The sequence below is a fragment of the Streptomyces sp. NPDC001093 genome, from assembly GCF_040298985.1.
Classification (GTDB): domain Bacteria; phylum Actinomycetota; class Actinomycetes; order Streptomycetales; family Streptomycetaceae; genus Streptomyces.
In genome coordinates, this window is the sequence record NZ_JBEPBF010000052.1 from 1 (window position 1) to 25,475 (window position 25,475).

The following is a 25,475-nucleotide window of genomic DNA, read 5'->3' on the forward strand; positions in this document are numbered from 1 at the left end:
CTACGGGGCGCCCCGGGCCGTCGGGGGGTGGGCGGGGGCCTTGGCGCCTGTTTGGGCCCCGGGGGGGTTGTCTTCTTCGTTATTCGGCCCCACGCGACTGCATGGCTCTCCTGGAACGCCTTCGCCGAGCAGCTCGCCCGCGACACCGGCGCCCGCGCGGCGCACATTTCCGACGGCGGCATCACAGGGCCGGCGTTCTTCGACCACGTGCGCCGATCGCGCCGACCGATCCTCAACTCTCCGAAGGCCCAGACCACTCCGCTCCCGCCCGAACTGGTCGCGCATCCCGTGGTCGAGCCGAAGGTCTACTGGACCTGGTCCCTGGTGTGGCGGCGCAGCGAGGTGCGCGCGGCCGTGCTGAACACCGTCGACGCCCTGACGGACGGGGTCGGCGACCTCGGCATCCACGCCCCTGACGCCTGGCTTCCCGACGAGGATCCGTACAAGCGGTAGCACTGTCCCCGGATGCCCCGGGCCGCGCCATGGGGCCCAGGGCATGACCTGGGCGGGCGTGCTCGGCAGAAACACGGCCCCTGGGAGGCTGAGGCTCCCAGCAGGGAGGAGGCTGGTCGTGGAGTCCGCCCAGGTGGCGGGCGCAGTGTGAACCCATGGGAATCGGGCGGCACGTCATCTCAAGGGCTCCGGGCAGCAGCCCGCGGTCGGTCACCGTACGGCTGGTGGGCGGGCTGACGGCGCTGCTGGAGATCGACGGCCTGCGACTGCTGACCGACCCGACGTCCGACAGGGTCGGATCCGTCGTCGGCGCGGCCCAGCCCCCCGTGGGCTCCGCGTCCCGGCCGATGCACGGCGTGCTGCTCTCGCAGCACCGGCACGCTGATGGACTCGACGGCCCCGGACGTCTCCTCTTCCCGACTGTGCCGATGACGCTCACGACCGCGGCGGCCGCGGACCGCCTGGGGCGGAACGCCACCGCGCTGTCTGCCTGGTACCCCTCACACTGGACCGGCCTGACGGCGGCTCGGTCAAGGTCACCGGCGTGGCGGAGTGGTTCGCCCCGGTCGGTCTCGCCCTGGCTGCAGCCACGCGCTTCGATGCCCGCCCCCCGACGGGCCACGAGCGACCACCTGACCATCCTTCGAACCGGTGAGCACTGCGTCGTCCGAAGCACCGATTGGCCGCCGCAACCCGGCGAATCCGACCCGGCCGGCAGAGCCGCCCCCTGCCGTTCCAGCTGATCCGTCGAACACCCTCGAGGAACATCGCATGACCGCACCACCGTCGCGAGACCGGGCATCCGCCGCGAAAGGGGCGCTCCCCTCACCCTGGGTCCACGTCGCGCAGGCCGCTGCCGCGCTGGCGACCGGCATGGGTGTGGGCCGCTTCGTCTACACCCCGATCCTCCCACTGATGCACGCACAGGCCGGGCTGTCGGTCGGGGCAGGGGCGAACCTGGCCACCGCCAACTACGTGGGATACCTGGTCGGGGCTCTCGCCGGGACCTTCCAGCCGCGGCTGGTGCGTTCCGCGGCCGCGCTGCGCGGCAGCCTGCTGGCGCTGGTCGTCTCTCTGGCCGCGATGCCGCTGACCCACTCCGCCACCCTGTGGTTGCTGCTCAGGCTGGGCGCGGGAGTCTTCAGCGCGCTGATCTTCGTCATCGCCGTCAGTTCACTGCTCAGCCACCTGCGCGAGCACCCGGCGCACCTGCCCGGCTGGGCGTTCGGCGGCGTCGGCGCCGGCATCGCCCTGTCGGGCCTGCTCGTCCTGGTGCTGCGCACGGTCGGCACCTGGCAGGCCGCGTGGTGGGCTTCCGCAGCCCTGGCCGCGGCGCTCACCCTCGCCGCCTGGGGCCTGCGACCCGAGCCTGCCCCCGGGCCGGCCTCCACCGCCGCGGGAACCGACGTACGGACGTCCGGGCCGCGCACCCATCGCTGGTTCGGCGCCCTGTTCGCGTCCTACACCCTGGAGGGCATCGGCTACATCATCGCCGGTACGTTCCTGGTCGCGGCCATCGAGCAGACCTCGCCCGGTTGGATCGGCAGTGGCGCCTGGGTGCTGGTGGGGCTGGCGGCCGTCCCGTCCTCCGCACTGTGGGCCTGGCTGGGACGCCGGTGGTCCCGTCCCGACCTGCTGCTTGCCGCGCTCGGCGTGCAGGCCGTGGGCATCGCCCTGCCCGCGTTGGTCGGCGGGGTCGCGGCCGCGCTGATCTCCGCGGTGCTCTTCGGGGCGACCTTCATAGGCGTGAGCACGCTGGTCCTCGCGGCGGGCGCGCACCTGCGGTTCCCTCGCGCCGTGGCTCTGCTGACCGCCGGATACTCGGTCGGTCAGATCCTCGGCCCGCTGGTCGCCACCCCCCTGCTCCACCACGGCTACCACCAGGCCCTGATCCTGGCCTCCGTCGTCGTCCTGACCGCGGCGCTCGCCGCCCTGGTTCTCCGCATCGGATTCCCGCACCACGTGCTAAAACTAGCCGACCGGTCTACTATTAATCCCTGGTCGACTTCCTGACCGCCAAGTTCCCATGAAGTGGAGAGCCCCTGTGGCCACCCCCGTCAAGCTCGCCGTTGTCTACTACTCGTCCACCGGCACGATCGCCGAGATCGCCAAGGAGCTCCGTGACGCCGGCGTCAAGGCCGGTGCCGAGGTCCGCCTGCTCAAGGTCGCCGAGCTCGCTCCCCGGGCGGCGATCGACTCCAACCCCGCCTGGGCCGCCCACCACGCCGCCACCGCGGACATCCCCGAAGCCACGCCCGAGGACATCGAGTGGGCCGACGCCGTCCTCTTTGGCACCCCCACCCGCTTCGGCAACGTCTCCTCCCAGCTCAAGCAGTTCATCGACACCCTCGGCGGCCTCTGGGTCCAGGGCAAGCTCGCCGACAAGGTCTACAGCGGCTTCGTGTCCAGCGCCACAGCCCACGCGGGCCAGGAGTCCACGCTGCTCGCCCTCTACAACTCCGTCCACCACTTCGGCGGCATCACCGTCAGCCCCGGCTTCACCGATCCCGCGAAGTTCATCGACGGCAACCCGTACGGCACCTCTCACGTCGACGCCCAGGGCAACAACCCCGTCGACGACGCCACCCGCACCGCCGCCCGCATCCAGGCCGAGCGCGCTGTCAAGATCGCCGCAGGGCTCAAGTCCGCTGCCTGATCAGCCCGTTGACGCAAGGCCGGTCGGCGCCGCGCTCCCGCCGACGGCGTTGGCCCAGCGACCACCTCACCGGCCGGTCCTTGCCCCCGCCCGTCGGCGGCATCGGCCGCCACGGGGCCCCGTGCGCTCGCGCGCACCGCTCCCATCGGACGGCGCGGCCCTGCCCCGCCGTCCGATGGTCACCGACCGGCCAGATCCTCCACGGAAGAAGTGCAGGTATCCGGCGCCGTGGTCGCACGATCGCCCTCGCGGACGGTTCCGACCGCCCGAGGCCCTACAGAACCGAGAGGAAAGGACCATGAACGAGTTCCTGGTCGAGCTCACCACGACCGTGCCCGAGGGCACGGACACCACCGAGGTCAGCCGGCGCCGCGCCGACGAGGCCGTCCGGGCGAAGGAGCTCGCCGCCGCGGGACACCTGGTCCGGCTGTGGCGCCCGGTGGGCGAGCTCCGCAGCATAGGAGTGTGGCGCGCCGACGACGAGGCGGATCTGCGCGAGAAGGTCCTAGGCACCCTGCCCCTGTGGCCCTGGATGACCGCGGTGGTCACCGCCGTACAGCCGCACCCCAACGACCCGGGCGCAAACGGCTGGACCTCCTGATCCAGCTCGACCCGCCGCCCGCGCGATGCCGGTGGCCCGGGCGGTGGACATGTTCCACGAGCGAGGCAACGCTCACCATCGGGTGCCCCAGCGCGGCCCCTTCGCGAGACGAGAACCCTGATGAACAACACGGCAGCGCAGGAAGCGATCCTGTGTGGCGTCATGGACCGATGGAAGTCCGCGGTCGATGCACATGAACCGCGGCAGGTCGCCGCGTGTTTCACCGAGGACGCCATCTTCCAGGGACTCCATCCCTACACCGTCGGCCGCCCGGGAGTCGCCGAGTACTACGATTCCCAGCCTCTCGGCTTGGCGGCGGACTACCGGGTACTGGAAACACGGCAGTTGGCCGAGGACATCCTGCTCGGCTACCTGGGCGTCGACTTCTCCTTCACCGACCGGCCAACCCTCAAGGTCACCCTCAGCGTGGTCCTCAGGCGTGTCACCGACCAGTGGCACATCGCTCACTACCAGGTGTCGAAACTGGATTGACGAGCCCTTAGGGAGCGGCAGTCCGGCCTTTGCCGGCGGACTCGGGCCCGCTCCCGCGCCCCGGAGCATGGCGTCGGCCGAGAACTTCACAGGCGCGACGCGCCTGGCGACCCTCACCGTGCGCCGGAACGGCGCACTCGCCCGGGTGACAGCGGCGTGCACCCGGACCCGTTTCCTTCCACCTGGTAGGCGAGAGCTCCCACCGCAGGTGGCAGGCATGCGGCGCCACGACCGGGCAAGTGCCGCCATGGAACATTGTCGACCGGTCGACTAGTTTCACCGAAGCAGGCCTCGAGAAACCGGCCCCCACCCTCACTGGAGAGAACCACCATGAACACTCCTGACCAGAAGGTCGCCGTCATCACCGGCGCGTCGCAGGGCATCGGCGCCGGTCTGGTGGACGCCTACCGCAAGCTCGGCTACGCCGTCGTCGCCACCTCCCGCGGCATCGCCGCCTCGCAGGATCCGAACGTCCTCACCGTTCAGGGCGACATCGCCGACCCTGCCACCGCCGAACGCGTCATCGCCGCCGGGCTCGACCGCTTCGGCCGTATGGACACCCTGGTCAATAACGCGGGCGTCTTCGTCGCCAAGCCGTTCACCGAGTACACGCAGCAGGACTACGACGCGGTCACCGGTGTCAACCTGACCGGGTTCTTCCGCATCACCCAGCTCGCCGTCGAGCAGATGGTCCGCCAGGGAGGCGGGCACGTCGTCCAGATCACCACCAGCCTGGTCGACCACGCCAATTCCGCGGTCCCCTCGGTGCTGGCCTCCCTGACCAAGGGCGGCCTGCAGTCCGCCACCAAGGCGCTGGCCATCGAATACGCCACCCGGGGCGTCCGCAGCAACGCCGTCGCACTCGGCGTCATCAAGACGCCCATGCACTCCGAGGACGACCACGGTGCGCTCGCCGCACTGCATCCGGTCGGCCGGATGGGCGAGATCAGCGACATCGTCGACGCGGTCGTCTACCTCGAGAACGCCCCCTTCGCCACCGGAGAGATCCTCCATGTCGACGGCGGCCAGAGCGCCGGCCACTGACGGCGGACGCCTGCCCCAAGGGGCCTGCCCGGGCGCCGCGCCTGGCACCCGGGGCGCCCGCGTCATCACACAGGAGTTCTCATGAGCAAAACCTTCCTCATCACAGGCGTCAGCACGGGCCTGGGGCGCGCCTTCGCCCGCGAGGCGCTGGCGGCAGGTCACCAGGTCGTCGGCACGGTCCGCATGCCGGACCGGATTCCCGAGTTCGAGGCCCTGGCTCCGGGCCACGCCACGGGGATGCTGCTGGACGTCACGGACGAGCACGCGGTGACCGCCGTGGTCGACCGGATCGAACGAGAGGTTGATCCGATCGATGTGCTGATCAGCAATGCCGGCTACGGAGTCGAAGGGACCGTTGAGGAATCCTCGATGGACGACCTGCGCCGTCAGTTCGACGTCAATGTCCACGGGACGGTGGCGGTCATCAAGGCCGTCCTTCCCTTCATGCGGCGCCGCCGCCGCGGACACATCGTCACCCTGTCGTCCATGGCGGGCCTCACCGCGCTGCCCGGAGTCGCCTTCTACGGCGCCAGCAAGTTCGCCGTCGAGGGCATTTCCGCCTCCCTGGCCCAAGAAGTGGCCCCGTTCGGTATCCACGTCACCTCTCTCGCTCTCGGCTCGTTCCGCACGGACTGGGCAGGACGCTCCATGATCCGCGTCCCGCGGACCATCCCCGACTACGACACCGTCTTCGACCCCATCCGCGCCGCCCGCAAGGCCAAGGACGGCAACCAGGCCGGTGACCCCGCCCGCGCCGCCAAGGCCCTCATGACAGTGCTGGACGCCGAGGATCCTCCCGTGCACCTGGTGCTCGGCAGCGACGCGCTGCGCCTGATCCAGCAAGGTCGGCAACAGCTCCAGAACGACGTCGATGTCTGGGCGCCTCTGTCGGCCACCACCGACTACCGGGCCGACGACACCATCACAGGACCCCGAACATGACCAACGCCCCCGCGCCCCTGCCCGTCGACTTCTGGTTCGATCCCGTCTGCCCGTGGACCTGGCTGACCTCCCGCTGGATGCTGGACGTCCGCGCGAGCCGGCCGATCGGCATCACATGGCACGTCATGAGCCTGGCCGTCCTCAACGAGGCCCGCCTCGACCAACTGCCGGAGCACATCCGAGAACTCATGGACCGGGCCTGGGCGCCTGTCCGCGTTCTGACAGCCGCGCAGACGGCCTTCGGCTCCGAGGCACTGGAGCCCCTTTACACCGCGCTCGGTACGCGCTACCACCTCGAGCAGCAACCGAAAACCCGCGCCACCATCGAGGCCGCCCTCCGCGAGGTCGGGCTGCCCGTCCGCCTCGCCGACGCCGGTGACTCCCCCGCCCACGACGAGGCGCTGCGCCAGTCGCACGGCGCGGGCATCGCCCTCGTGGGTTCCGAGGTCGGCAGTCCCGTCGTCGCCGTACCGGGCCCGCACGCTCCGTCGGGCAAGGTGGCCTTCTTCGGCCCCGTCGTCACACCGGCGCCCAAGGGTGAGGAGGCGGCACGCCTGTGGGACGGCATCCTCGCTGTCGCCGCCACGCCCGGCTTCTACGAGATCAAGCGCGGTCGCACCGTCGGCCCGCTCTTCGACTGAGAAGCCAATCCACTCAGCGGTCAACGGACTTGTTCTCCCGCCGACCCCCGAGAATGATCAGAGGGCCGTTTCGAGTCTCCTCTGAAACGGCCCTCTGACCTGCGACTACGAAGCTGTCTTCGAGTCGGGACGACAGGATTTGAACCTGCGACCCCTTGACCCCCAGTCAAGTGCGCTACCAAGCTGCGCCACGTCCCGTTGCCGTTTGACCTGGGGTTTCCCCGGTCGAAACGCGCAGGGAAACAATACCGCACTCCGCTCGGTGGTCGCGCACCGATTTCCCGGTTGACCTCAAGCTTGCTTGAGGTTGCACGATCGTCGACATGACGATCACAGCGGACGAGAACCGCAGGTACGGCTACGACGACCTGCCCGGCCTGATGAGTCTGATGACCGGCGACGAGAAGCACGGCCCGGCGGCCACTTCCACGCTCGACGTGCTGTGGGTGCTCTACGACCGGGTGCTCCGGGTGACGCCGGAGCGTCGGGACGATGCGCTCCGGGACCGGTTCCTGCTGAGCAAGGGGCACGGGCCCATGGCGTACTACGCCGTGCTGGCCGCGAAGGGGTTCGTGCCCGTGGACTGGCTGCCCGGGTTCGGGTCGTACGACTCCCCGCTCGGGCATCACCCGGACCGGGTGCTGGTGCCGGGCGCCGAGATCGGCAGCGGCTCACTCGGGCACGGGCTGCCGATCGCGGTGGGCAGCGCGCTGGGCCTGCGGGCACAGGCGCTGCACGATCCGGCGGTCTGGGTGCTGATCGGGGACGCCGAGCTGGACGAGGGCAGCAACCACGAGGCGATCGCCTTCGCCGGGCCCGCCGGACTGGAGCGGCTGCACACGATCGTGGTCGACAACTCCTCCGCCAGCCATGCCCTGCCCGGCGGGATCGCCGCCCGGTTCGAGGCGGCGGGCTGGTCGGCGGTGACCGTCGACGGACGCGATCACGAGGCGCTGTACGCCGCGTTCACCGCGCCGCACCCCGGGCGGCCGCACGTGGTCGTGGCCCGCGTCGAGCCGAAGAACGCCTGACCTTCACCGCTCCTTGGAAAGGGCTCAGCTTCATGGACACCATGCGTGACCGTTTCGCCCCCGTCGTCTCCCGGCTGCTGGACGAGGACCCGCGCGTCGCGGTGGTCCTCGCCGAGATCGGCAAGGACGGCTTCCGCGAGGTCATGGCCCGGCATCCCGACCGGGTCATCAACGTCGGCATCCGCGAGCAGCTGCTGGTCGGAACGGCGGCGGGGCTGGCGCTGACCGGACTGCGCCCCGTGGTGCACACCTTCGCCAGCTTCCTCGTGGAGCGGCCGTTCGAGCAGGTCAAGCTGGATCTCGGGCACCAGAACACCGGGGCGGTGCTGGTGAGCGCGGCCGCCTCCTTCGACTGGCCGGCCGGCGGCTACACGCACATGGCACCCGGCGACGTGGCGCTCCTCGACACGCTGGACGGCTGGACCGTGCACGTGCCCGGACACCCGGACGAGGCCGAGACACTGCTGCAGCACGCGGTCGCCGCGGGCGACGACAAGGTGTACGTACGGCTGTCCGTGCAGGCCAACCGGCAGGGACGGCCGATCGACGGCAAGCACGTCGTCACCGTCCGCGAGGGCCGCCGGGGCGTGGTCCTCGCCGTGGGACCGGTGCTGGACTCGGTCCTCGCCGCCACGGAGGGCCTGGATGTGACCGTCCTGTACGCGACGACCGTACGGCCCTTCGACGCGGCCGGTCTGCGCCGGGCCACGGAGGCGGCGGGCACCGACGTCGTCCTGGTCGAGCCGTATCTCGCCGGCACCTCGACGACCGCGGTGAGCGAGGCCCTCGCCGACGTGCCGCACCGGGTCCTGGGCCTCGGCGTCGGCCGCCGCGAGCTGCGCCGCTACGGGACGATCGAGGAGCACACCGCCGCGCACGGGCTGGACCCGGCGAGCCTGCGGGAGCGGATCTGGCGGTTCGTGGCGCCCGCCCGCCGGGCCGGTTGAGCGCCGTGCTCGGCTGCGGGGATGCGTGGGGGCTGATCGCGCCCACGCGGCGGAGGCGCACATTGGTACAGCCCCGCGCCCCTGGCGCCGGCAAGCGACCCCACCCCCGGCCGGCAGCAGCACAGGGCACACCTGCGCACGCCTGTGGTCAGTGCGCGGGCGTGCTGGTGTCGGCGCGGGCCAGATTCCGTATCGCGGGAACCGCGAGCAGGGCCATGGCCACCGCCAGGCCGGCCCCGGCGGAGACCAGCAGGACATGCCCGGCGCCGAGCGCACCGGCCGCCGGGCCCGCCAGCGCCTGGCCGACCGGCATCATGGCGAGCGAGCCGGCGACGTCGTAGGCGTGGACGCGGTTGAGGACGTCCGGCGGGACCTGGGTCTGCACGCTGGTCGCCCACATCACGCCCCAGAACGACATCCCGGCGCCCGCCACGGCCGCTCCCGTCGCCATCGCCGGCACGCCGAGGCCCGCGCCGACGGCCGCGGGGAAGCCGAAGAAGGCGAACAGGGAGAGCGCGCCCGCGCGGAGCATACGGCGGGGCCGCAGCCGGAGGGCGAGCAGCCCGCCGACGACCGTGCCTGCGCCGAGGGCGGAGTTGACCAGGCCGTAGGCGCGCGGGCCGTGCCGCTGGACGACCTCCGTGGCGACGAGGGGGACGGTCGGGCCCCAGACGGCGATCATGTACAGGCACCAGATGGCGATCACGCCCCACAGCCAGGTCCGGGATCTGAACTCCCGCCAGCCCTGGACCAGATCGGCCCGGAAGGCACGCATCCCGCGGCCGGTGGCGGCACGGGCGCCCTCGGGGAGCGGGGGCAGCCGGAGCAGCAGCAGGCACAGGGCGCTCATGGCGTAGGTGGCGGCGTGCGCGGCGAACACCGCGCCGGGCGAGGCGAAGCCGACCAGGAGACCGGCGACGGCCGGGCCGGCGAGCTGGGCGGCGGACTCGGCGACACGGACCGCGCCGTTGGCGCCCTGGATGTCGGCGGCCAGCCGGGGCACCGTACTGGCCACGCCCGGCTGGAACACCGCTCCCGCCACGCCGTTGACGAGACCGATCGCACAGATCTGCCACAGCACGACATGCCCGGCGAAGAACAGGCCCGCGGCGAGGGACTGGGTGACGAGCCGGACGAGGTCGGCGCCGATCATCAGCCTGCGGGTGCTGAACCGGTCGGCGATGACCCCGCCGAAGACGACGAGCCCGGCGAACGCCGCCGCCGTCGAGGCCATGGCGAGGCCGACCGCGCCCGCGCCGTACCCGTGTTCCAGCAGGCCGGCGGCGAGGGCCACGGGCAGCATGGTGTCGCCGAGGCGGGCGACGGCCCGGGCCACGAAGAACAGCGCGAAGTCCCGGGACCAGACGGGCCGCCGGCCGGCCCGGGCTCGCTGTGCCCCCCGCGTGGTCGTGTCGTGCCGTGAGTCCGTTCCCGTCATCGCGGATGCTCCCTCCCCGCCGCCCCCGCGGTACCGTGCCCCGTCCGCACCGCGCGGGATCATGCCACGCCGGGCCGGTCCGCACGGGTGTTTTCACTCCCCGGACGGCAGCCCCAACTCGGGGTGGGCGTCGAGGAGTCGGGGCGGTGCGGCCTGCCGCCAGGAGTCGGCGAGGATGTCGCGCAGCTCCTCCTCGTCCTCCAGCGCGGCGAGTCTCGCTCTGACCCAGGCGAACTGCGCCTCGTGGTCGGCGATCCAGAACTTCTCCGGCTCGGCCAGCACCAGTTCGTCGCGCTCCTCCTTGGGGCAGCGCACGGCGATGGACGTCTCGTCCTCGGGCAGGGTCGCGAACATCTTCCCGGCCACCCGGAACGTGGGCATGCTCCAGGCGACCTTCTCCGTGGTGTCCGGCAGGGACAGGGCGATACGGCGTACGTCTTCGGCATCCGGCATGCAACGCACCGTAGCGCCTGCCACTGACAGTCACCCGGTCGGCGGCTCCAGCCGCTTGTAGTACAAGGTCGTCGGGCGCAGCTCGCCGCCGGGACTCTCCGCGTAGTCGGGGATGACACCGGTCCGGGTCCAGCCGGCCGAGCGGTAGAGGTGCTCGGCGGGGCTGCCGGTCTCGGTGTCGAGACGGAGCAGGGTGACGTCGGCGTTTCACCAGTTCCGCTCGGTGGCGGCTGTTCGGCTTGTCGGGGTGGACCAGGTTCACGGTGCCCGTCGGCCGGCCGGTGCCGTCGAGTGCCGCCCAGACGGCGAGCCGGCCCGCCGCCGTCGCCTCGGCCCGCTCCCGCCACCAGGTGGTGGCCTCCTCGTGCGTGAGCCCCGCAAGGAAGCCGACCGAGGCGCCACCGGCCACGGTGTCGGTCAGCAGTGCCGCCAACTCCCCGGAATGCTGCCGTACGTGCGCGGCGCTCCAGCGCTCCACCCTCACGGCCGCACCACCGCCGGCACATACCGTGCCTGGACGGGGACGGCGCACCGGAACCGGGTGGGGCCGAAGACGCGCATCCGCACGCAGTCTCCGGGGTCCAGGTGGTGGACCTGCTCCCCGTCGGTCACCTCCACGGTGCCGTCGAGCACCCACAGGTGCTGTTCCAGGCCGGTCACGGGCGGGCGGTCGCAGGCGATGTCGGCACCCGGTGCGAGCCGGCCCTCGACCAGTTCGCCGCGGAGACCGGCGTGCGGCGGGGACACGGACCACCGGACGAATCCGGAGCCGCGGTTCTCCCAGACCTGCTGGTCGGCGGCTCGGACCAGCGGCCCGGGTGCCGCCTCGGCCTCGCTGAGCAGCTGGGACATGGTGCGGCCGTGGACATGGCAGAGCCGGTTCAGCGGGGCGGGTGGTCGAGCCCGCCGCGCGCATGACCTCCCGGACCGCGTCGGGCCGATGGCCGGCTCCCTACGCCCGGGCCGCCTCCCGCAGGGCGTCCAGCACCGGGCGGATCAGCGGATGTCCCTCGGCGCCGCGCCGTACGGCGGCGAAGACGCGGCGGGTCGGGGCCACACCGTCGACGGGGCGGACGACGACGCCGGTGAGGTCCATGCCGTTCAGCGCGGAGCGCGGTACGAGGGCCACGCCGGCGTCGGCCGAGGCCAGGGCGACGACCGCGCGGAAGTCGTCGGAGGAGTGCTCCAGGCGGGGCTGGAAGCCGGCGTTCTCGCAGGCGAGGACGACCACGTCGTGACAGGGGTTGCCGGGGTACGGGCCGATCCAGGGGTCCTTGGCCAGCTCGGCGAGGCGGACCTCGGCGGCGTCCGCGAGGCGGTGGCCGACGGGTACGACCGCGTCGAACGGCTCGGCGTAGAGCGAGACATGGGTGAGCCGGGGGTCGTCGGCGGGCGGGGCGCCCCGGTACTCCACGGCCACGGCCACGTCGACCTGCCGGTCCAGCACCATGGGCAGGCTGGCGTCGCCCTCGGCGTCCTGGACACGGATGCGAATGCCGGGCGCGGTGTGCGCGAGCCGGGCCACGGCCGGGGCCACGACCTGGGCGATGCCGGTCGCGAAGGCCGCCACGGTGACCGTGCCCGCCTCGCCCGAGCTGTAGGCGGCCAGCTCCGCCTCGGCCCGCTCCAGCTGGGCGAGGACCGCGTTGGTGTGGCTGAGCAGGATCTCGCCCGCCGGGGTGAGCCGTACGCCCTTGGCGCTGCGCTCGACCAGGCGGTGGCCGGTCTCCTGCTCCAGGGCCGTGAGCTGCTGGGACACGGCGGACGGTGTGAGGTACAGCGCGGCGGCTGCCGCGGTGACCGTGCGGTGGTCGGCCACCGCACGGAGGATGTGGAGCCGCCGTGCCTCGATCATGCCGTCAATTATCGCAAGGCGTCCGCCCTGCTCAGGCCTCCAGTTCGGCGCGGGCGGCCACGAAGGCGTCGACCGCGCGGTTGACGTCGTCCGTGGAGTGCGCGGCGGACAGCTGGACGCGGATGCGGGCCTGGCCCTGCGGGACGACCGGGTAGGAGAAGCCGATCACGTACACACCGCGCTCCAGCAGCAGCTCGGCCATGCGGCCCGCCTTCGACGCGTCGCCGATCATCACGGGGGCGATGGCGTGGTCACCGGGGAGGATGTCGAAGCCCTCCTCGGTCATGCGGCGGCGGAACAGGGCGGTGTTCTCACCCAGCCGGACCCGCAGGTCGTCGGCGGACTCCAGCAGGTCGAGGACCTTCAGGGAGGCGGCGGCGATCACCGGGGCCAGGGTGTTGGAGAACAGGTACGGGCGCGAGCGCTGGCGCAGCAGGGCGACGATCTCGGCACGGGCGGCGACATAACCGCCGGAGGCGCCGCCGAGGGCCTTGCCCAGGGTGCCGGTGATGATGTCGACGCGGTCCATGACGCCGTGCAGTTCGGGGGTGCCGCGGCCGGTGGGGCCGACGAAACCGACGGCGTGCGAGTCGTCGACCATGACCATCGCGTCGTAGCGGTCGGCGAGGTCGCAGATCTCGCGCAGCGGGGCCACATAGCCGTCCATGGAGAACACGCCGTCGGTGACGATCAGCCGGCGCCGCGCCTCGGACGCCTCCTTGAGCTTCGCCTCCAGGTCGGCGAGGTCGCGGTTGGCGTAGCGGTAGCGGCGGGCCTTGGACAGGCGGATGCCGTCGATGATGGAGGCGTGGTTGAGCGCGTCGGAGATCACCGCGTCCTCCTCGCCGAGCAGGGTCTCGAAGACGCCGCCGTTGGCATCGAAGCAGGAGGAGTACAGGATCGTGTCCTCCTGGCCGAGGAACGCGGAGAGACGGGCCTCCAGTTCCTTGTGCACCTCCTGGGTGCCGCAGATGAAGCGGACGGAGGCCATGCCGTAGCCCCAGCGGTCCAGCGCGGCGTGGGCGGCGGCGATCACCTCGGGGTGGTCGGCGAGACCGAGGTAGTTGTTGGCGCAGAAGTTGAGGACCTCGCCGGGGCGGCCGCCGGCGGTGACGTCGACGGTCGCGGACTGCGGGGTGCCGATGACCCGCTCGGGCTTGTGCAGGCCGGCGGCGCGGATCTCGTCGAGGGTGGCACGCAGGTCGTCGCGGACGGAGTCGAACATGGGGAAGCTCTCCTGAAGGTGCTTGCGGATGGCGGGAGTTACGCGGTCCAGTCGAGGATGACCTTGCCGCCCTTGCCGCTCGCGGCGTCGGCGAAGGCCGCCTCGAAGTCCCGGTAGCCGTAGCGGCCGGTGATCACGGGGGCGAGGTCCAGGCCGCCCTCCAGCAGGACGGACATCGCGTACCAGGTCTCGAACATCTCGCGGCCGTAGATGCCCTTGATCGTGATCATCGAGGTGACGATCCGGGCCCAGTCGACCGGGAACTCCTGGGCCGGCAGGCCGAGCATGGCGATACGGCCGCCGTGCGTCATGTTGGCGATCATGTCCCGCATGGCCTCGGGGCGGCCGGACATCTCCAGGCCGATGTCGAAGCCCTCGCGCAGGGCCAGCTCCCGCTGCCCGTCGGCGATGGAGGTCTCCGCGACGTTCAGGGCGAGGCTCACGCCGATCTTGCGGGCCAGCTCCAGGCGCTCCTCGCTGACGTCGGTGATGACGACGTTCCGTGCGCCCGCGTGGCGGGCCACGGCGGCGGCCATCAGGCCGATCGGTCCGGCGCCGGTGATCAGCACATCCTCGCCGACCAGCGGGAAGGACAGCGCGGTGTGCACGGCGTTGCCGAACGGGTCGAAGATCGCGGCGACGTCGAGGTCGACGGGGACGCGGTGAACCCAGACATTGCTCGCGGGCAGGGCGACGTACTCCGCGAAGGCACCGTCCCGGCCGACGCCGAGGCCGACCGTGGCCCGGCACAGGTGACGGCGGCCCGCCAGGCAGTTGCGGCACTTGCCGCACACCAGATGGCCCTCGCCGCTGACGCGGTCGCCGATGCGGATGTCGGTAACGTCCCGGCCGGTCTCGACGACCTGCCCGACGAACTCGTGGCCGAGCACGAGCGGGGTGCGGATCGCCTGCTGCGCCCAGCCGTCCCAGGCCCGGATGTGCAGGTCGGTGCCGCAGATACCGGTCCGCATGACCTTGATCAGTACGTCACCCGGGCCGATCTCGGGCTCCGGGACGTCCGTCAGCCAGAGCCCGGGCTCCGCCTTCTCCTTGACCAGCGCCTTCACGCGTGCGGCTCCTGTGGGTGAGATCCCGGACCTCGGGCATACCGAAGGAGCCCGCACCGGGTCAGAGGGGTGGAATCACCCTGCAATCTGCCGTATGCGCGGGCCGCGGGTCCATCGAGCTTTTCTTAACCGCCGCCTCAGCTTTCCTTCACGCCCCAGGTGCCGGCGGCGAAGGGACGCCCTGGCCCGTCACAGCGGCAACCCGTCCTCGGCGCTCCGTTCGAGGCGTACGACGAGATCGGCGGCCAGCGCCTTGATGGTCTCCAGGCCCGAGCGGCCCCAGGCCCGGGGCGCGGTGTCGGCCGCGCACACCGTGCCGAGCGCCATGCCGGAGCTGTCGATCAGCGGGGCGCCGAGATACGAGCGGATGCCGTACTCGTCCACGACGGGGTTACCGGCGAACCGCGGATAGTCGCGGACGTCCTCGAGCACCAGCGCCTTGCGGCGGACCACCACATGGGGGCAGAAGCCGTGCTCGCGCGGCAGGACCCGGCCGAGCTCCGGCCTGCTGCCGTCCTCCCTCGGCGGCGGGACGGCGGGGACGCACAGGCCGGCGAAGAACTGGTGGCCCTCGCCGACGAAGTTGACCATGGCATACGGCGCGCCGGTGAGCCGGGCGAGATGGTCCGCGAAGGCGTCCAGCGCCGGATCGGGACGGTTCACCAGGCCGAGCAGACGCAGTCGGTGGACGCGGGCGGGGGCCTCCTTGTCCTCGGGGGTGAGGAGCAGACCCCGGACCGGCCGGGGCGGCTCATAGGTCATGACCGGGCTCCTGGCCGTACTGCTGGCCGGCCTGCGGCGCTGTGGGTGTACCTCATATAGGAACTCCGTGGGCGGTAGGGCGTAATCACATGTGGGCGCCATGGCTCGGCGCGGTCGCCGGAGCGTGGGCGAGGAGGTGGCGTACGAGGGTGAGCAGGGTCTGCACGCCGGAGCTGGAGATCCGGGCGTCGCAGCGGACGACGGGGATCCGGGGGTCGAGGTCGATGGCGGCACGCACCTCCTCCGGGTCGTAGCGGTAGCCGCCGTCGAACTCGTTGATGGCGACGATGAATCCGAGCCCGCGTTCCTCGAAGAAGTCCACGGCCGCGAAGCAGTCCTGGAGCCGGCGGGTGTCGGCGAGGATCACCGCGCCGAGCGCGCCCTCGGACAGCTCGTCCCACATGAACCAGAACCGCTCCTGCCCCGGTGTGCCGAACAGGTACAGCACATGGTCCGGATCGAGGGTGATCCGGCCGAAGTCCATGGCGACCGTGGTCTCCATCTTGTTCTCGACGCCGTCGAGACTGTCCGTGCCGACACTGACCGTGGTGAGCAGCTCCTCCGTGCTGAGCGGCGCGATCTCGCTGACCGCGCCCACGAAGGTCGTCTTGCCGACTCCGAACCCGCCCGCCACCAGGATCTTCAGCGCGGTCGGGAACGGGTCAGAGCTGTCGTCGTAGTCCATCGAGCACTGCCTCCAGCAGAGACCGGTCAGTGGGTGTGTGGTGGAAGGCGGGGGGCTTGGTGGTCAGGGCGCCGCAGTCGACGAGGTCCGAGAGCAGCACCTTGGTGACCACCGCGGGCAGTTTCAGGTGCGCGGCGACCTCGGCGACCGAGACGGGGGCCCGGCTCAGGTCGAGCGCCTGGGCGTGCTCGGGGCCGAGGTAGCCGAGCGGGGTGACGCCGGTGGCCATCACCTGGGACATCAGGTCCAGGGCGATGCTGGGCTCGGTACGTCCGTTGCTGACCGTGAACGGGCGCACCAGCCGTCCGGCCGCGTCGTCCAGCCAGGGCCCGTCGCCGGCTGCGGCCACGCTCAAGGCCTCGTCGCCGTGGGTTCGACGGCGTGCTGCCGGGGCGCGGTCACCAGGTAGGGGCGGACGCTCTTGACGAGCATCGCCATCTCGTAGCCGAGCACCGCGGCGTCGGCCTCGCGGCCCGCGAGCACGGCGAGACACGTGCCGGAGCCGGCGGTGGTGACGAACAGCAGGGTCGAGTCGAGCTCGACGACGACCTGGCGGACCTCTCCGCCGTCGCCGAACCGGATGCCCGCGCTGCGGCCGAGGGAGTACAGGCCGGAGGCCAGGGCAGCCATGTGGTCGGCACTGTCGATGTCGAGGCCGTGCACGGACTTCACCAGCCCGTCGCAGGACAGGAGCACCGCGCTGGTGGTGTGCGGTACGCGCTGCACAAGGCCGCTCAGCAGCCAGTCGAGGTCGGATGCGTGGGCGGTCGGCGCATCGCTCGCCATGGTGGATCGACTCCTTGGGGTACGAAGGTCGTGGGAGCGCTGGGGGTTGGGGGTGCGTGGTCGTGGTGATGGGGGGTGGGTACGGTGCGGGCGTCAGCCGGCCGGGGCGCTCCCGTCGGGCCGGCCGGCGCCACGGGCACCGTCGGATGCGGGCGCGTGGGTGCGCCCCTGGGATATGGGGGTGGGGTCCGTGTGGTCGGAGCCCATGTGGTCCGCGCTCGGGTGGTCTGAGCCCATGTGGTCGGGCCGGACGCCCGGTGGGTCGGTGAACTCCCGTACAGCGGGCCAGAAATGATGGTCCGTCATGGGTGAGGCGTGGGCGCTGTCCATGTGAGTGGAGTCCGTGTGGGCGGGCTCCATGTGGGCCGACTCCATGTGGGCTGAATCCAAGTGCGGGGACTCCCTGGGGACGGACTCCATGCGCGCGGCCTCGATGTGGGCCGCGCCCGTGTGAGCGGGCTCCATGGGGGCTGAGCCCATATGCGCGGAGTCCATGGACGCCGAGTCCAGGTGCCCGGTGTCCAGGCTGGTGGGCTCCTGCCCCTCCATGTGCTGCTGGGCCTCGGCTAGTCCGATCCCGCGCTGGAAGGCCGCCATCAGCCCCGGGTCGTGGCCGGGGACGGTGTCGCCGTCCTGGCGGGGCGCGGGGCCGCCGCGCAGTTGGGGGACGATGTGCTCCTGGGCCCGGCGGCGGGGCAGTTGGGGCTTGTTCATGGTGCCGCGCACGGTGTCGGTGCGCGGCGTGGGCAGGACACCCGCGTGCGCCTCGACGGCCGCCCGGTCCCCGGCGCTGATGCCGGGCAGGGCCTCGGCGGGGGTGGGCCGGTCCGGCCGGGCGCCCCGCACGGGAAGCGGCGCGAGGCCATCTCCGTTCCGTCCGCCGTCACCGCTGTCCGCACCACGTCGCACCGGGCCGCTCTCGGCGCCCCGCAGCCCGCCCCCGCGCTGGGCGTGCCGTCGCCGCCCGGTCACCTGAGCCTGCCCGACGCCGGAGCCGTCCTGGCCCCCCGGGACCACGGCACCTCCCCCGGCTACGGCCCCCGAGTCGGCCGGCGCCTCGGCCCCCGCCCCGGCACCGCCCCGCGCGGGGCTCACGCCCGCGCCCCGCACTCCCGGCGCAGGCGCGGGCACGGGCGTGGGCGCGGGCATGGACTCCCGCATCTGCCCCGCCTCGTGCGCCCCGTGCTCCTGCCCGGTTCCCTGGCCCTGGGCCCGGCCCTGGCCATGTCCGCCGACCTGCCCCGGAAGCCGTACCTGCGGCGACGCACCGGTGTCCGCCCCGGCCGCACCGGCCGCCCCGGGTGCCGTACCCAACAGAGCCTGCGGGACGACGAGTACGGCCTGGACACCGCCGTAGATGTTGGTCTGCAGCCGCACATGGATGCCGTGCCGCCGGGCGAGCTGGGAGACGACGTAGAGGCCGATGCGGCCGTCGGCCAGCAGGCTGGCGACGTTGACCTGGTCGGGGTCGGCGAGCAGGGCGTTCATCCGGTTCTGCTCACCGACGGGCATGCCGAGCCCGCGGTCCTCGACCTCCACGGCGAGCCCGGAGGTGACGAGGTTGGCGCGCAGCAGGACCTGGGTCTGCGGGGCGGAGAACACCGAGGCGTTCTCGATGAGTTCGGCGAGCAGATGGATGACGTCGGCGACGGCGTGGCCGCGCAGTTCGCCGTCGATCGGCGGCACCAGCTTGACCCGGGAGTACTGCTCGACCTCGGCGATGGCGGAACGCAGCACCTCGGTCATGCTGACCGGGTTGCTCCACTGGCGCCGGGAGACGGCGCCGCCGAGCACGGCGAGGTTCTCGGCGTGTCGCCGGATGCGGGTGGCCAGGTGGTCCACGTGGAACAGGCCCTTGAGCAGTTCGGGGTCCTCGATCTCGTTCTCCAGGTCGTCGAGGATCGAGATCTCCCGGTGCACGAGGGACTGAAGCCGGCGCGCGAGGTTGACGAAGACCTCCAGCTTCTGCTCGCTGCCCGCCTGGCTCGAGAGCTGGGCGGCGCGCACGACGGCGGTGACGGCGCCGTCGTGCGCGCGGGCCAGGTCGGCGGCGAGCAGTTCGAAGTCGTCTGCGTCCTCGGGCGGCCGGCGGCGCGGCGTGCGCTGCGGCGGGGCCTCCCCCTGGCGCAGCGCGTCGACCAGGGCGTGCAGGTCGGCCTCGCCGCGTGCGGCGGTACGGCGCAGCGCGTCGACGCGGTCGGAGACCGAGCGGGCGGCCCGGTCGGCGGCCACGGCGGCGATGAGGATGCCGGCCACGGTCACGGCGACCGCTCCGGCGAGTACGGCCCAGAGCGTGGGGCCGGTGCGGGCGCCGGTGGAGCGGATGCTGAAGAGGACCGCGGCGGAGGCGCTCAGTGCGACCGCGAGGGGCGGCAGGACGGCGAGCCGCATGAGCTGGGGCCGTATGTGCGTCTCGGGCAGTGCGGGAGCGGGTCGGGCGACCGGTCTCCCGTGCCGTCCGCCCTCTCGGCGGTCGGCACGGGTGACCGGTGCTCGCTGGTCAGACATCTGCGTCCTCGTACTGGTCCGTCGGGCTGCCATCCGGCCACTGACAGTAGTCGCCTCCCCCTCATGTGCGGGGGGCAGTTGACAAAGTCCCGCAGGATTGGTCCCACTCTGGTATGACGCCTCGTACGACAGACCGATTACCCGGTCGTATACGGGATCTGGACGCGAAGGACATCGATACGACTCGCGCAGAACCGGTCACGCCGACGTGATCATCTTCTGGACATTCCGTACGTCCGCCGACCTGACCCGCCATGAGACACCCGGGCAAATTGCTACGGAGAGTATCCGCTTTGGCCTTGGCTGGGACGCGGGGATGTACGTCGGATATACGCCGTACGTGTCCTTTGTACATACGCGTCTTTGCACATATGTGCGGGCCTCAGAGTGCGGTCAGGCAGAACTGCACGAGACCGGCGTCGACGTCCAGGATGATGTTCTCCATCTCCGCCCACGGCGGATGGAAGCGCGTGCCCCACTCCACGGTGAACCCGAGGATCCTGCCGCTCGCCGCGTTGGTGAAGCTCCGGGAGTAGGCGTAGTCGTCGCTGGTCCCGCAGGTCGGATACAGGTGGAAGCCGGTCTTCGGGGTGTAGCTACGGCCACGCACGCCGTGCAGCGCGGCGCAGAACTGCTCGGCGAGCACGATGGAGTCGTCGGCGTCGGACTTCGGGATGTACTCCGCGTATGCGTCGCCGCTCAACCCGCGCCGACCGTCGAAGGCCGGGTTGTCGAAGCGCTGGTCCGTGAACTGGGACTGGTTCTCGTCGTCCCCCCAGTTGGTCAGCATGTCCTCGGAGTAGCTGTGCACGTCGACGAACCAGCGGGTGCGCGGGTAGGTGTCGAGCAGCCACTTGACGTTGCGCGTCTCGGGTTCCGAGAAGGCGTGCGGGCCCTGGTAGACGAGGTCGGCCGGGTCGGCCGAGACCTGCACCGGGGCGTTCGGGTCGAAGGCCTTGGCGAAGTCGAAGAGGAAGTCGTAGTTGCGGTTGATGTCCACGCCGATACGGGCCGGGTCGCCGCCCGAGTGCGCCCGATCGCGGTTCTTGCGCCACATCGGCGCGACGGTCTGGCTGTAGAGCCGGCCGTCCGGATTGACCAGCGGGAAGACGACGAGGTCCAGCCCGTCCAGGATGCCGCGCACCTGGTCCCTGGTGAAACTCGTCCCGCCGTAGCCGAGACCGGTGCCGGTGGCGTGGGCCTCCAGCAGATCGGCCGCGAGGTGGACGAGGATCTCGCAACTGCCCCACTCCCGGGCGTGCACGCCGCCGATCAGTACGACGCAGTCCTTCGATCCGGCGGGGGCGGAGCCGATCCGCAGGGCGTGGCAGCTCCGGCCCTCGACCGAGGTCTCGGGCAGGGCAAGGCGTTCGCTCGTGGACGGGTAGGCGGTGGCCAGGCTTGCCAGGGCGGACTCGACCTCGGTGATGTTCAGATACGTCATGGCGTCCTCCTAGGCGTCCGTCACCTTGACGGCCAGCCCGCGGGGCACGGCGTCGGCGGCGGCGAACCGGTCGCCTTCGCCGACCTCGGCCTGCCGGGCGTGTCCGGCGGCGGTGGCGTCCTCGACGATCGTGACGGAGACACCCTCGCGTTCGAGGGCTTCGGCCTGTTCGGCCGTCACATAGGCGTCGATGGTGACCCGGCCGTCGTCGGACCGGTGGGGACGGCCTCCGACATCGGGGCGGGCGTCGCGCAGCAGGGCGCGCAGGGTGTCGGCGTCCCGGGCGGTGACGCGCACGCGGAGGATGGGCTGAGCAGTGGTGGACATGACGGCTTCTTCCGGCGCCGTCGGGCTGCCTGGGCCGCGCCGGCGGCGCGAGTGGTACGGACGAAGAGCGCGCGCAGTTCGAGAGGTCTGTAAGCATATGCCCGATGTGTACGTCGTATCCTCAGCGTGCGCCGCCGCCGTAGAAGGCGTCAAGCGGAGGCTCGGGCAGGCGGCCGAGGAGGATGTCCAGGCCGGTCATCAGCTCCTGCTCGTCGTCGTAGTCGCCGAAGCGCGGGACGAGGGCGCGCAGCCGCGGATACTCGGCGGCGGACAGCCGGTGCAGACCCAGGCGCAGCATGACGTCCGGCTCGTCGGGATCGTCCACGACCTGACGCTTGTCCACGAGGAGGCAGCCGAGGGTCCAGGCCACGAAGGTGCGGTAGACCGTCAGCGCGGTGGCGTCGTCGAATCCGGCGCGGGCGAGGACGGCGAGCATGTGCTCGGTCAGCTGGAGCCAGGCCCTCGGGCGCCGGGCCACGGGCACGCTGAGCGGGCGGGTGGCGACCACGGGCAGGATCTCGGGATGCGCGTGCACGACGCGGGCGAACGCCCGGGCCACACGGCGCAGTTCGGCCCGCCAGGGCGGTTCGGCCGGTACGGCGCCGGCATCGGCGAGGGACTCCCGCGCCGACGTGCGCAGCCATTGGTTGACCTCTTCGAAGAACGCCTCGACCAACCCGTCGAGCAGGCCTTCCTTTCCGTCGGCGTACCGGTAGATCGCCATCGGCTCCACGCCCAGGTCGGCCGCCAGGCGGCGCATGGTCAGGGCCGCGAGCCCGTCACGGTCGACGAGGGCGACAGCCGCGCCGAGCACCAGCGGGCGACTGAGGCGTCCCCGCCTCTCGGGGTTGTCCCGCTGAGCCATGGCCGCACTCCGGATACGACGTATATTTCGTTTTTAATTGTACGTTTTATCCGTATCCTGAGCACGCTTCAGGGACGGCCACAGGGCGTCGGAAAACTCAGCGGCGTCATCTCCGGGCGGGTGGTTCCGCCACGAACGCGCCGACCGAGCGCCAGGTGCGCCGCAGCTCCCCCGACACCCCGCGCCACCAGGCCTCCGCCGGGAGCTTGCCCGCCGGTTCGAAGGGCTCGCCCGGGCGGGGCAGGGCCACCGCCTGGCCGGCCTCCTCGGCCGCCTCCTTCGTCCACTCGCCCGGCTCGGCCCAGGGATGCGGGGCAAGGTTGAAGGTGCCCCAGTGGATCGGCAGCAGCGCGCCGTGCGGCGCTCCGCCCTGCAGGTCGAGGTGGGCGCGCAGGCCCTCCTCGGGGGTCATGTGGATGTCCGGCCAGAACTCGCTGTACGCGCCGATCTGGATCATCGTGGCGTCGAACGGGCCGTGGTCCGCGCCGATGTCCTTGAAGCCGTCGAAGTAGCCCGTGTCACCGCTGTGGTAGATCCGGTGCTCCTCGCCGGCGACGGCCCAGGACGCCCAGAGGGTGTGCTGGGTGTTGCGCAGGCCGCGGCCGCAGAAGTGGCGGGCGGGCGTCGCGGTGAGGGTGAGGCCGCCGACCGGTGTCGACTCGTGCCAGTCCAGCTCGCGCAGGCGGTCCGCGGAGACGCCCCAGTGCTCGAGGTGGGCGCCGACGCCGAGCGGCACGGCGAACACGGTGTCCGTGCCGGCCAGCGCCTTGATGGTGGGCAGGTCCAGGTGGTCGTAGTGGTCGTGCGAGATGACGACCACGTCGACCTCGCCGAGCGCGGCCAGCGGCAGCGGCACGGGGTGCAGCCGTCTGGGGCCGGCGAAGGGGAACGGAGAGCAGCGCTCGCCCCAGACGGGGTCGAACAGGACCCGGTGGCCGTCGATCTCCGCGAGCACGCTGGAGTGGCCCATCCAGGTCAGCCGCAGTCCGGTGGCGGGCGGCTTGGCCAGGTCGGCGAAGGTGGTGGGATGCACCGGGACGGTGCCCTTCGGGGCACGCAGCGGCCGGGTTTCCTTGTCGAGGAACACCTTCGCGAGGTCCAGCGTGGAGCCGGAGGGCCGGGTGCGCGCGGTGCCGCCCGGGTTCTGGAAGACGCCGTCCTTGAAGTGGGGGGAGCGGCGGATGCGTGCCAGGCGCTCACCGCCCGGTTCCGCGCCGAAGGCTGCGGGCCGCAGCGCGCGGGGCCCCGGGCTCGAGGAACGCAGTCCGGTCACGGTACCTCCCGGTGGAGTGGGTGAGCTCCCCATTATGGGCGGCCCCTACGACAGCCCGGTCCTGGCGGGGGTACCCCTGCGTGCCCGGCGGCACACTACTGAACCTCCGTTCAGCCCGTTGACAGGGCACGCACCGGCTCCGGATACTGACTCACTATTCAGTAGAGCTCTGCTACGGCGCCTTCGCCGACCACCGTCCGCGGCCGCCTTGGAGGCACCGTGTCCGCCCTCCCCACCGGGTTCATGCTGCCGGAGGAGTACGGCACGCTCGTACGCGTCGATCTCGATCGGGACCGGATGTACGCGGGCACGGCGGACGGGCACGCGCGCGTACCCGCGGTTGGCACGCACACGCGCGTGGCCGACCAGGTGGCCGCCCTGCGCGCGGTGCCGGCGGCCGACGCCGTCATCACCTCCGACAGCGCCCAGTGCTGCTGCTACGGCGCCCTCCCCCCGCCTGCCCGCCGCGCCGGGCGCCAAGGTCGCCGAGCCGACGGCCGTTGCCCATAGTGGTCTTCGACAACGGCGGCTACGGCGAGGTCCGCGACGAGATGCGGGCGCGCGGCGACGCGCCGGCCGCGGTGGGCCTCGTGCCGGCCGACCTGCCCGCCCCGGCCCGCGCCTACGGAGGACACGGCACGCGCGCGTACGACCCGGCCGCACTGGCGCGTGCCGTCACCGAGGCCCTCGACCGGCTCTGCTCCACCCTGATCACCGTCCCCGAGGAGACCCCATGACCGCCCCCGCTCCCCTGATGTCGCTCGTCTGGACCGACCACGTCACCGGCCGCCAGGGCTTCCTGGTGGTGGACCGGCTGGTTCGCGGCGTGGCCAGCGGCGGGCTGCGGATGCGCCCCGGCTGCACCCTTCAGGAGGTGACGGGGCTCGCCCGCGGCATGACGATGAAGGAGGCCCTGCACTACGACCCCGAGGCCCGCTATGTGCCGCTCGGCGGCGCCAAGGGCGGCATCGACTGCGATCCCCAGGATCCGGGGGCGTACGGGCTGCTGGTGCGCTATCTGCGCGCCATGCGGCCGTACATCGAGAGTCTCTGGACCACCGGCGAGGACCTCGGCCTCACCCAGGACCTGGTCGACCGCGCGGCGGCCGAGGCGGGTCTGGTCTCCTCCATCCAGGCCGTGTACCCGCTGCTGGACGACGAGGCGGTGGCCCGCGAACGGCTCGCGGACGCCTTCGCGGTCGAGGTGGACGGCATCGGCCTGGACGAGCTGGCGGGCGGCTGCGGGGTCGCCGAGTCGGTGCTCGCGGCGCTGGACCGGGCGGGCGTGCCGTACGCGGGCGCCCGGGTGGCGGTGCAGGGGCTCGGCACGATGGGCGGGGCCACCGCGCGGTTCCTCGCCCGCGCGGGGCTGACGGTGGTGGCGGTCGCCGACATCAAGGGCACGATCGCCAACCCCGCGGGGCTGGATGTCGAGGCCCTGCTGGCCGCGCGGGACGCCTACGGCACCGTCGACCGCCGTGTGCTGCGCCCCGGCGACCGCGAACTGCCCGGGGACGCCTGGCTGTCCGCCGACGTGGAGGTGCTGGTGCCGGCAGCGGTGTCGTACGCCATCGACACCGCCGACCAGGACCGGATCCGCGCCCGCTGGATCGTGGAGGCCGCCAACATGCCCGTGCTGCCGGAGGCGGAGGAGCTGCTGGCCGCGCGCGGGGTCACCGTGCTGCCGGATGTGGTGGTCAACTCCGGTACCAACGCCTGGTGGTGGTGGACCCTGTTCGGCGACATCGGCGCGGACGCCGAGGTGGCCTTCGCGCACATCCGGCGGTCGATGCGCGCTCTGATCGGGCTGATGCTCGCGCGCGCGGAGGCCGACGGCACGACTCCGCGTGCGGCCGCCCACGCGCTGGTGACCGACCGGCTGCCGGTGATCGCGGACCGCTTCGGGTGGTACCGGTGAGCGCGCCGCGGTTCGAGCACGGCTTGGCGGAGGGGAACCAGCCCCCTTCGGCGCCGCCCTTG

26 protein-coding genes, 1 tRNA gene and 3 pseudogenes are annotated in these 25,475 nt (G+C 72.0%); 13 read left to right on the forward strand and 17 right to left on the reverse strand.

Annotated elements, in window-relative coordinates; genetic code table 11:
- The 8 genes and pseudogenes from ABT288_RS24720 to ABT288_RS24755 form a co-directional block, all read left to right on the forward strand.
- Positions 1-453, forward strand: a pseudogene (locus ABT288_RS24720) (LysR family transcriptional regulator); the annotation flags it as partial.
- An 873-nt stretch (positions 454-1,326) separates the two neighbouring features.
- Positions 1,327-2,466, forward strand: coding sequence for a YbfB/YjiJ family MFS transporter (locus ABT288_RS24725; RefSeq protein ID WP_351611734.1), 1,140 nt, complete (start codon positions 1,327-1,329; stop codon positions 2,464-2,466).
- A gap of 31 nt (positions 2,467-2,497) precedes the next feature.
- Positions 2,498-3,109 carry an NAD(P)H:quinone oxidoreductase type IV gene (wrbA, locus tag ABT288_RS24730; RefSeq protein ID WP_351611603.1) on the forward strand — a complete coding sequence of 204 codons (612 nt, stop codon included), beginning with the start codon at positions 2,498-2,500 and terminating at the stop codon, positions 3,107-3,109.
- A gap of 298 nt (positions 3,110-3,407) precedes the next feature.
- Complete coding sequence (locus ABT288_RS24735; protein ID WP_351611606.1) at positions 3,408-3,710, forward strand: muconolactone Delta-isomerase family protein; 303 nt, start codon at positions 3,408-3,410, stop codon at positions 3,708-3,710.
- A gap of 120 nt (positions 3,711-3,830) precedes the next feature.
- Positions 3,831-4,202, forward strand: a complete 372-nt coding sequence (locus ABT288_RS24740) for a YybH family protein (protein WP_351611608.1) — start codon at positions 3,831-3,833, stop codon at positions 4,200-4,202.
- Between the two features lie 330 nt (positions 4,203-4,532).
- On the forward strand, positions 4,533-5,246 hold the full coding sequence (locus tag ABT288_RS24745; RefSeq protein WP_351611611.1) for an SDR family NAD(P)-dependent oxidoreductase: 714 nt from the start codon (positions 4,533-4,535) through the stop codon (positions 5,244-5,246).
- 81 nt (positions 5,247-5,327) lie between these two features.
- Entirely contained in the window at positions 5,328-6,188 is an 861-nt protein-coding gene (locus tag ABT288_RS24750; RefSeq protein ID WP_351611614.1) for an oxidoreductase, read from the forward strand.
- On the forward strand, positions 6,185-6,829 hold the full coding sequence (locus tag ABT288_RS24755) for a mycothiol-dependent nitroreductase Rv2466c family protein (RefSeq protein WP_351611616.1): 645 nt from the start codon (positions 6,185-6,187) through the stop codon (positions 6,827-6,829). The genes ABT288_RS24750 and ABT288_RS24755 overlap by 4 nt, the downstream gene beginning before the upstream one ends.
- A 124-nt stretch (positions 6,830-6,953) precedes the next feature.
- Here ABT288_RS24755 and ABT288_RS24760 read toward each other — a convergent pair.
- Positions 6,954-7,027, reverse strand: a tRNA-Pro gene (locus ABT288_RS24760).
- Between the two features lie 125 nt (positions 7,028-7,152).
- Here ABT288_RS24760 and ABT288_RS24765 point away from each other — a divergent pair.
- Together ABT288_RS24765 and ABT288_RS24770 are read left to right on the forward strand one after the other, a co-directional pair.
- The gene (locus tag ABT288_RS24765) at positions 7,153-7,860 is read left to right on the forward strand and encodes a thiamine pyrophosphate-binding protein (protein WP_351611618.1); all 708 of its coding nucleotides are present in this window, start codon (positions 7,153-7,155) and stop codon (positions 7,858-7,860) included.
- Positions 7,861-7,892: 32 nt separating this feature from the next.
- The gene (locus tag ABT288_RS24770; RefSeq protein WP_351611619.1) at positions 7,893-8,807 is read left to right on the forward strand and encodes a transketolase family protein; all 915 of its coding nucleotides are present in this window, start codon (positions 7,893-7,895) and stop codon (positions 8,805-8,807) included.
- A 148-nt stretch (positions 8,808-8,955) separates the two neighbouring features.
- On the opposite strand, the gene ABT288_RS24775 is transcribed toward ABT288_RS24770, so the two are convergent.
- The 16 genes and pseudogenes from ABT288_RS24775 to ABT288_RS24850 form a co-directional block, all read right to left on the reverse strand.
- On the reverse strand, positions 8,956-10,245 hold the full coding sequence (locus ABT288_RS24775) for an MFS transporter (protein WP_351611622.1): 1,290 nt from the start codon (positions 10,243-10,245) through the stop codon (positions 8,956-8,958).
- A gap of 93 nt (positions 10,246-10,338) precedes the next feature.
- Positions 10,339-10,698 (reverse strand): MmcQ/YjbR family DNA-binding protein, encoded by a 360-nt coding sequence (locus tag ABT288_RS24780; RefSeq protein WP_351611624.1) that lies wholly within the window; start codon positions 10,696-10,698, stop codon positions 10,339-10,341.
- 30 nt (positions 10,699-10,728) lie between these two features.
- A pseudogene (locus tag ABT288_RS24785) lies at positions 10,729-11,182 on the reverse strand (GNAT family N-acetyltransferase).
- Positions 11,179-11,637 (reverse strand): annotated as a pseudogene (locus ABT288_RS24790) (cupin domain-containing protein); the annotation flags it as partial. The pseudogenes ABT288_RS24785 and ABT288_RS24790, both read right to left, overlap by 4 nt.
- A gap of 13 nt (positions 11,638-11,650) precedes the next feature.
- A complete protein-coding gene (locus ABT288_RS24795) occupies positions 11,651-12,553 on the reverse strand; it encodes a LysR family transcriptional regulator (RefSeq protein WP_351611627.1) in 903 nt (300 codons plus the stop codon).
- A gap of 31 nt (positions 12,554-12,584) precedes the next feature.
- Complete coding sequence (locus ABT288_RS24800) at positions 12,585-13,778, reverse strand: glycine C-acetyltransferase (protein WP_351611630.1); 1,194 nt, start codon at positions 13,776-13,778, stop codon at positions 12,585-12,587.
- A gap of 38 nt (positions 13,779-13,816) precedes the next feature.
- Positions 13,817-14,845, reverse strand: coding sequence for an L-threonine 3-dehydrogenase (gene tdh, locus ABT288_RS24805; RefSeq protein ID WP_351611633.1), 1,029 nt, complete (start codon positions 14,843-14,845; stop codon positions 13,817-13,819).
- 189 nt (positions 14,846-15,034) lie between these two features.
- A complete protein-coding gene (locus ABT288_RS24810; RefSeq protein WP_351611636.1) occupies positions 15,035-15,607 on the reverse strand; it encodes a GAF domain-containing protein in 573 nt (190 codons plus the stop codon).
- An 85-nt stretch (positions 15,608-15,692) separates the two neighbouring features.
- The gene (locus tag ABT288_RS24815) at positions 15,693-16,292 is read right to left on the reverse strand and encodes a GTP-binding protein (protein ID WP_228619282.1); all 600 of its coding nucleotides are present in this window, start codon (positions 16,290-16,292) and stop codon (positions 15,693-15,695) included.
- The gene (locus ABT288_RS24820) at positions 16,270-16,641 is read right to left on the reverse strand and encodes a DUF742 domain-containing protein (RefSeq protein ID WP_228619280.1); all 372 of its coding nucleotides are present in this window, start codon (positions 16,639-16,641) and stop codon (positions 16,270-16,272) included. Before ABT288_RS24820 ends, ABT288_RS24815 begins: the two co-directional genes overlap by 23 nt.
- A gap of 2 nt (positions 16,642-16,643) precedes the next feature.
- On the reverse strand, positions 16,644-17,078 hold the full coding sequence (locus tag ABT288_RS24825) for a roadblock/LC7 domain-containing protein (RefSeq protein WP_351611639.1): 435 nt from the start codon (positions 17,076-17,078) through the stop codon (positions 16,644-16,646).
- Between the two features lie 93 nt (positions 17,079-17,171).
- Positions 17,172-19,586, reverse strand: a complete 2,415-nt coding sequence (locus tag ABT288_RS24830) for a sensor histidine kinase (RefSeq protein WP_351611641.1) — start codon at positions 19,584-19,586, stop codon at positions 17,172-17,174.
- Between the two features lie 382 nt (positions 19,587-19,968).
- On the reverse strand, positions 19,969-21,030 hold the full coding sequence (locus ABT288_RS24835) for a M14 family metallopeptidase (RefSeq protein WP_351611644.1): 1,062 nt from the start codon (positions 21,028-21,030) through the stop codon (positions 19,969-19,971).
- Between the two features lie 9 nt (positions 21,031-21,039).
- On the reverse strand, positions 21,040-21,357 hold the full coding sequence (locus tag ABT288_RS24840) for a hypothetical protein (RefSeq protein ID WP_351611646.1): 318 nt from the start codon (positions 21,355-21,357) through the stop codon (positions 21,040-21,042).
- A 121-nt stretch (positions 21,358-21,478) separates the two neighbouring features.
- Entirely contained in the window at positions 21,479-22,222 is a 744-nt protein-coding gene (locus ABT288_RS24845; RefSeq protein ID WP_351611649.1) for a TetR/AcrR family transcriptional regulator, read from the reverse strand.
- 106 nt (positions 22,223-22,328) lie between these two features.
- Positions 22,329-23,495 (reverse strand): MBL fold metallo-hydrolase, encoded by a 1,167-nt coding sequence (locus ABT288_RS24850; RefSeq protein ID WP_351611651.1) that lies wholly within the window; start codon positions 23,493-23,495, stop codon positions 22,329-22,331.
- Positions 23,496-23,714: 219 nt separating this feature from the next.
- Here ABT288_RS24850 and ABT288_RS24855 point away from each other — a divergent pair, with 219 nt between their 5' ends.
- The 3 genes from ABT288_RS24855 to ABT288_RS24865 are packed head-to-tail and all read left to right on the forward strand — an operon-like array spanning position 23,715 to position 25,413.
- Positions 23,715-24,005, forward strand: coding sequence for a hypothetical protein (locus tag ABT288_RS24855; RefSeq protein WP_351611653.1), 291 nt, complete (start codon positions 23,715-23,717; stop codon positions 24,003-24,005).
- Complete coding sequence (locus ABT288_RS24860; protein ID WP_351611737.1) at positions 24,005-24,232, forward strand: thiamine pyrophosphate-dependent enzyme; 228 nt, start codon at positions 24,005-24,007, stop codon at positions 24,230-24,232. Before ABT288_RS24855 ends, ABT288_RS24860 begins: the two co-directional genes overlap by 1 nt.
- Positions 24,229-25,413: a glutamate dehydrogenase gene (locus tag ABT288_RS24865; protein ID WP_351611655.1), complete on the forward strand. Its 1,185-nt coding sequence runs from the start codon at positions 24,229-24,231 to the stop codon at positions 25,411-25,413. Before ABT288_RS24860 ends, ABT288_RS24865 begins: the two co-directional genes overlap by 4 nt.
- The last annotated feature ends 62 nt before the right edge of the window (positions 25,414-25,475 follow it).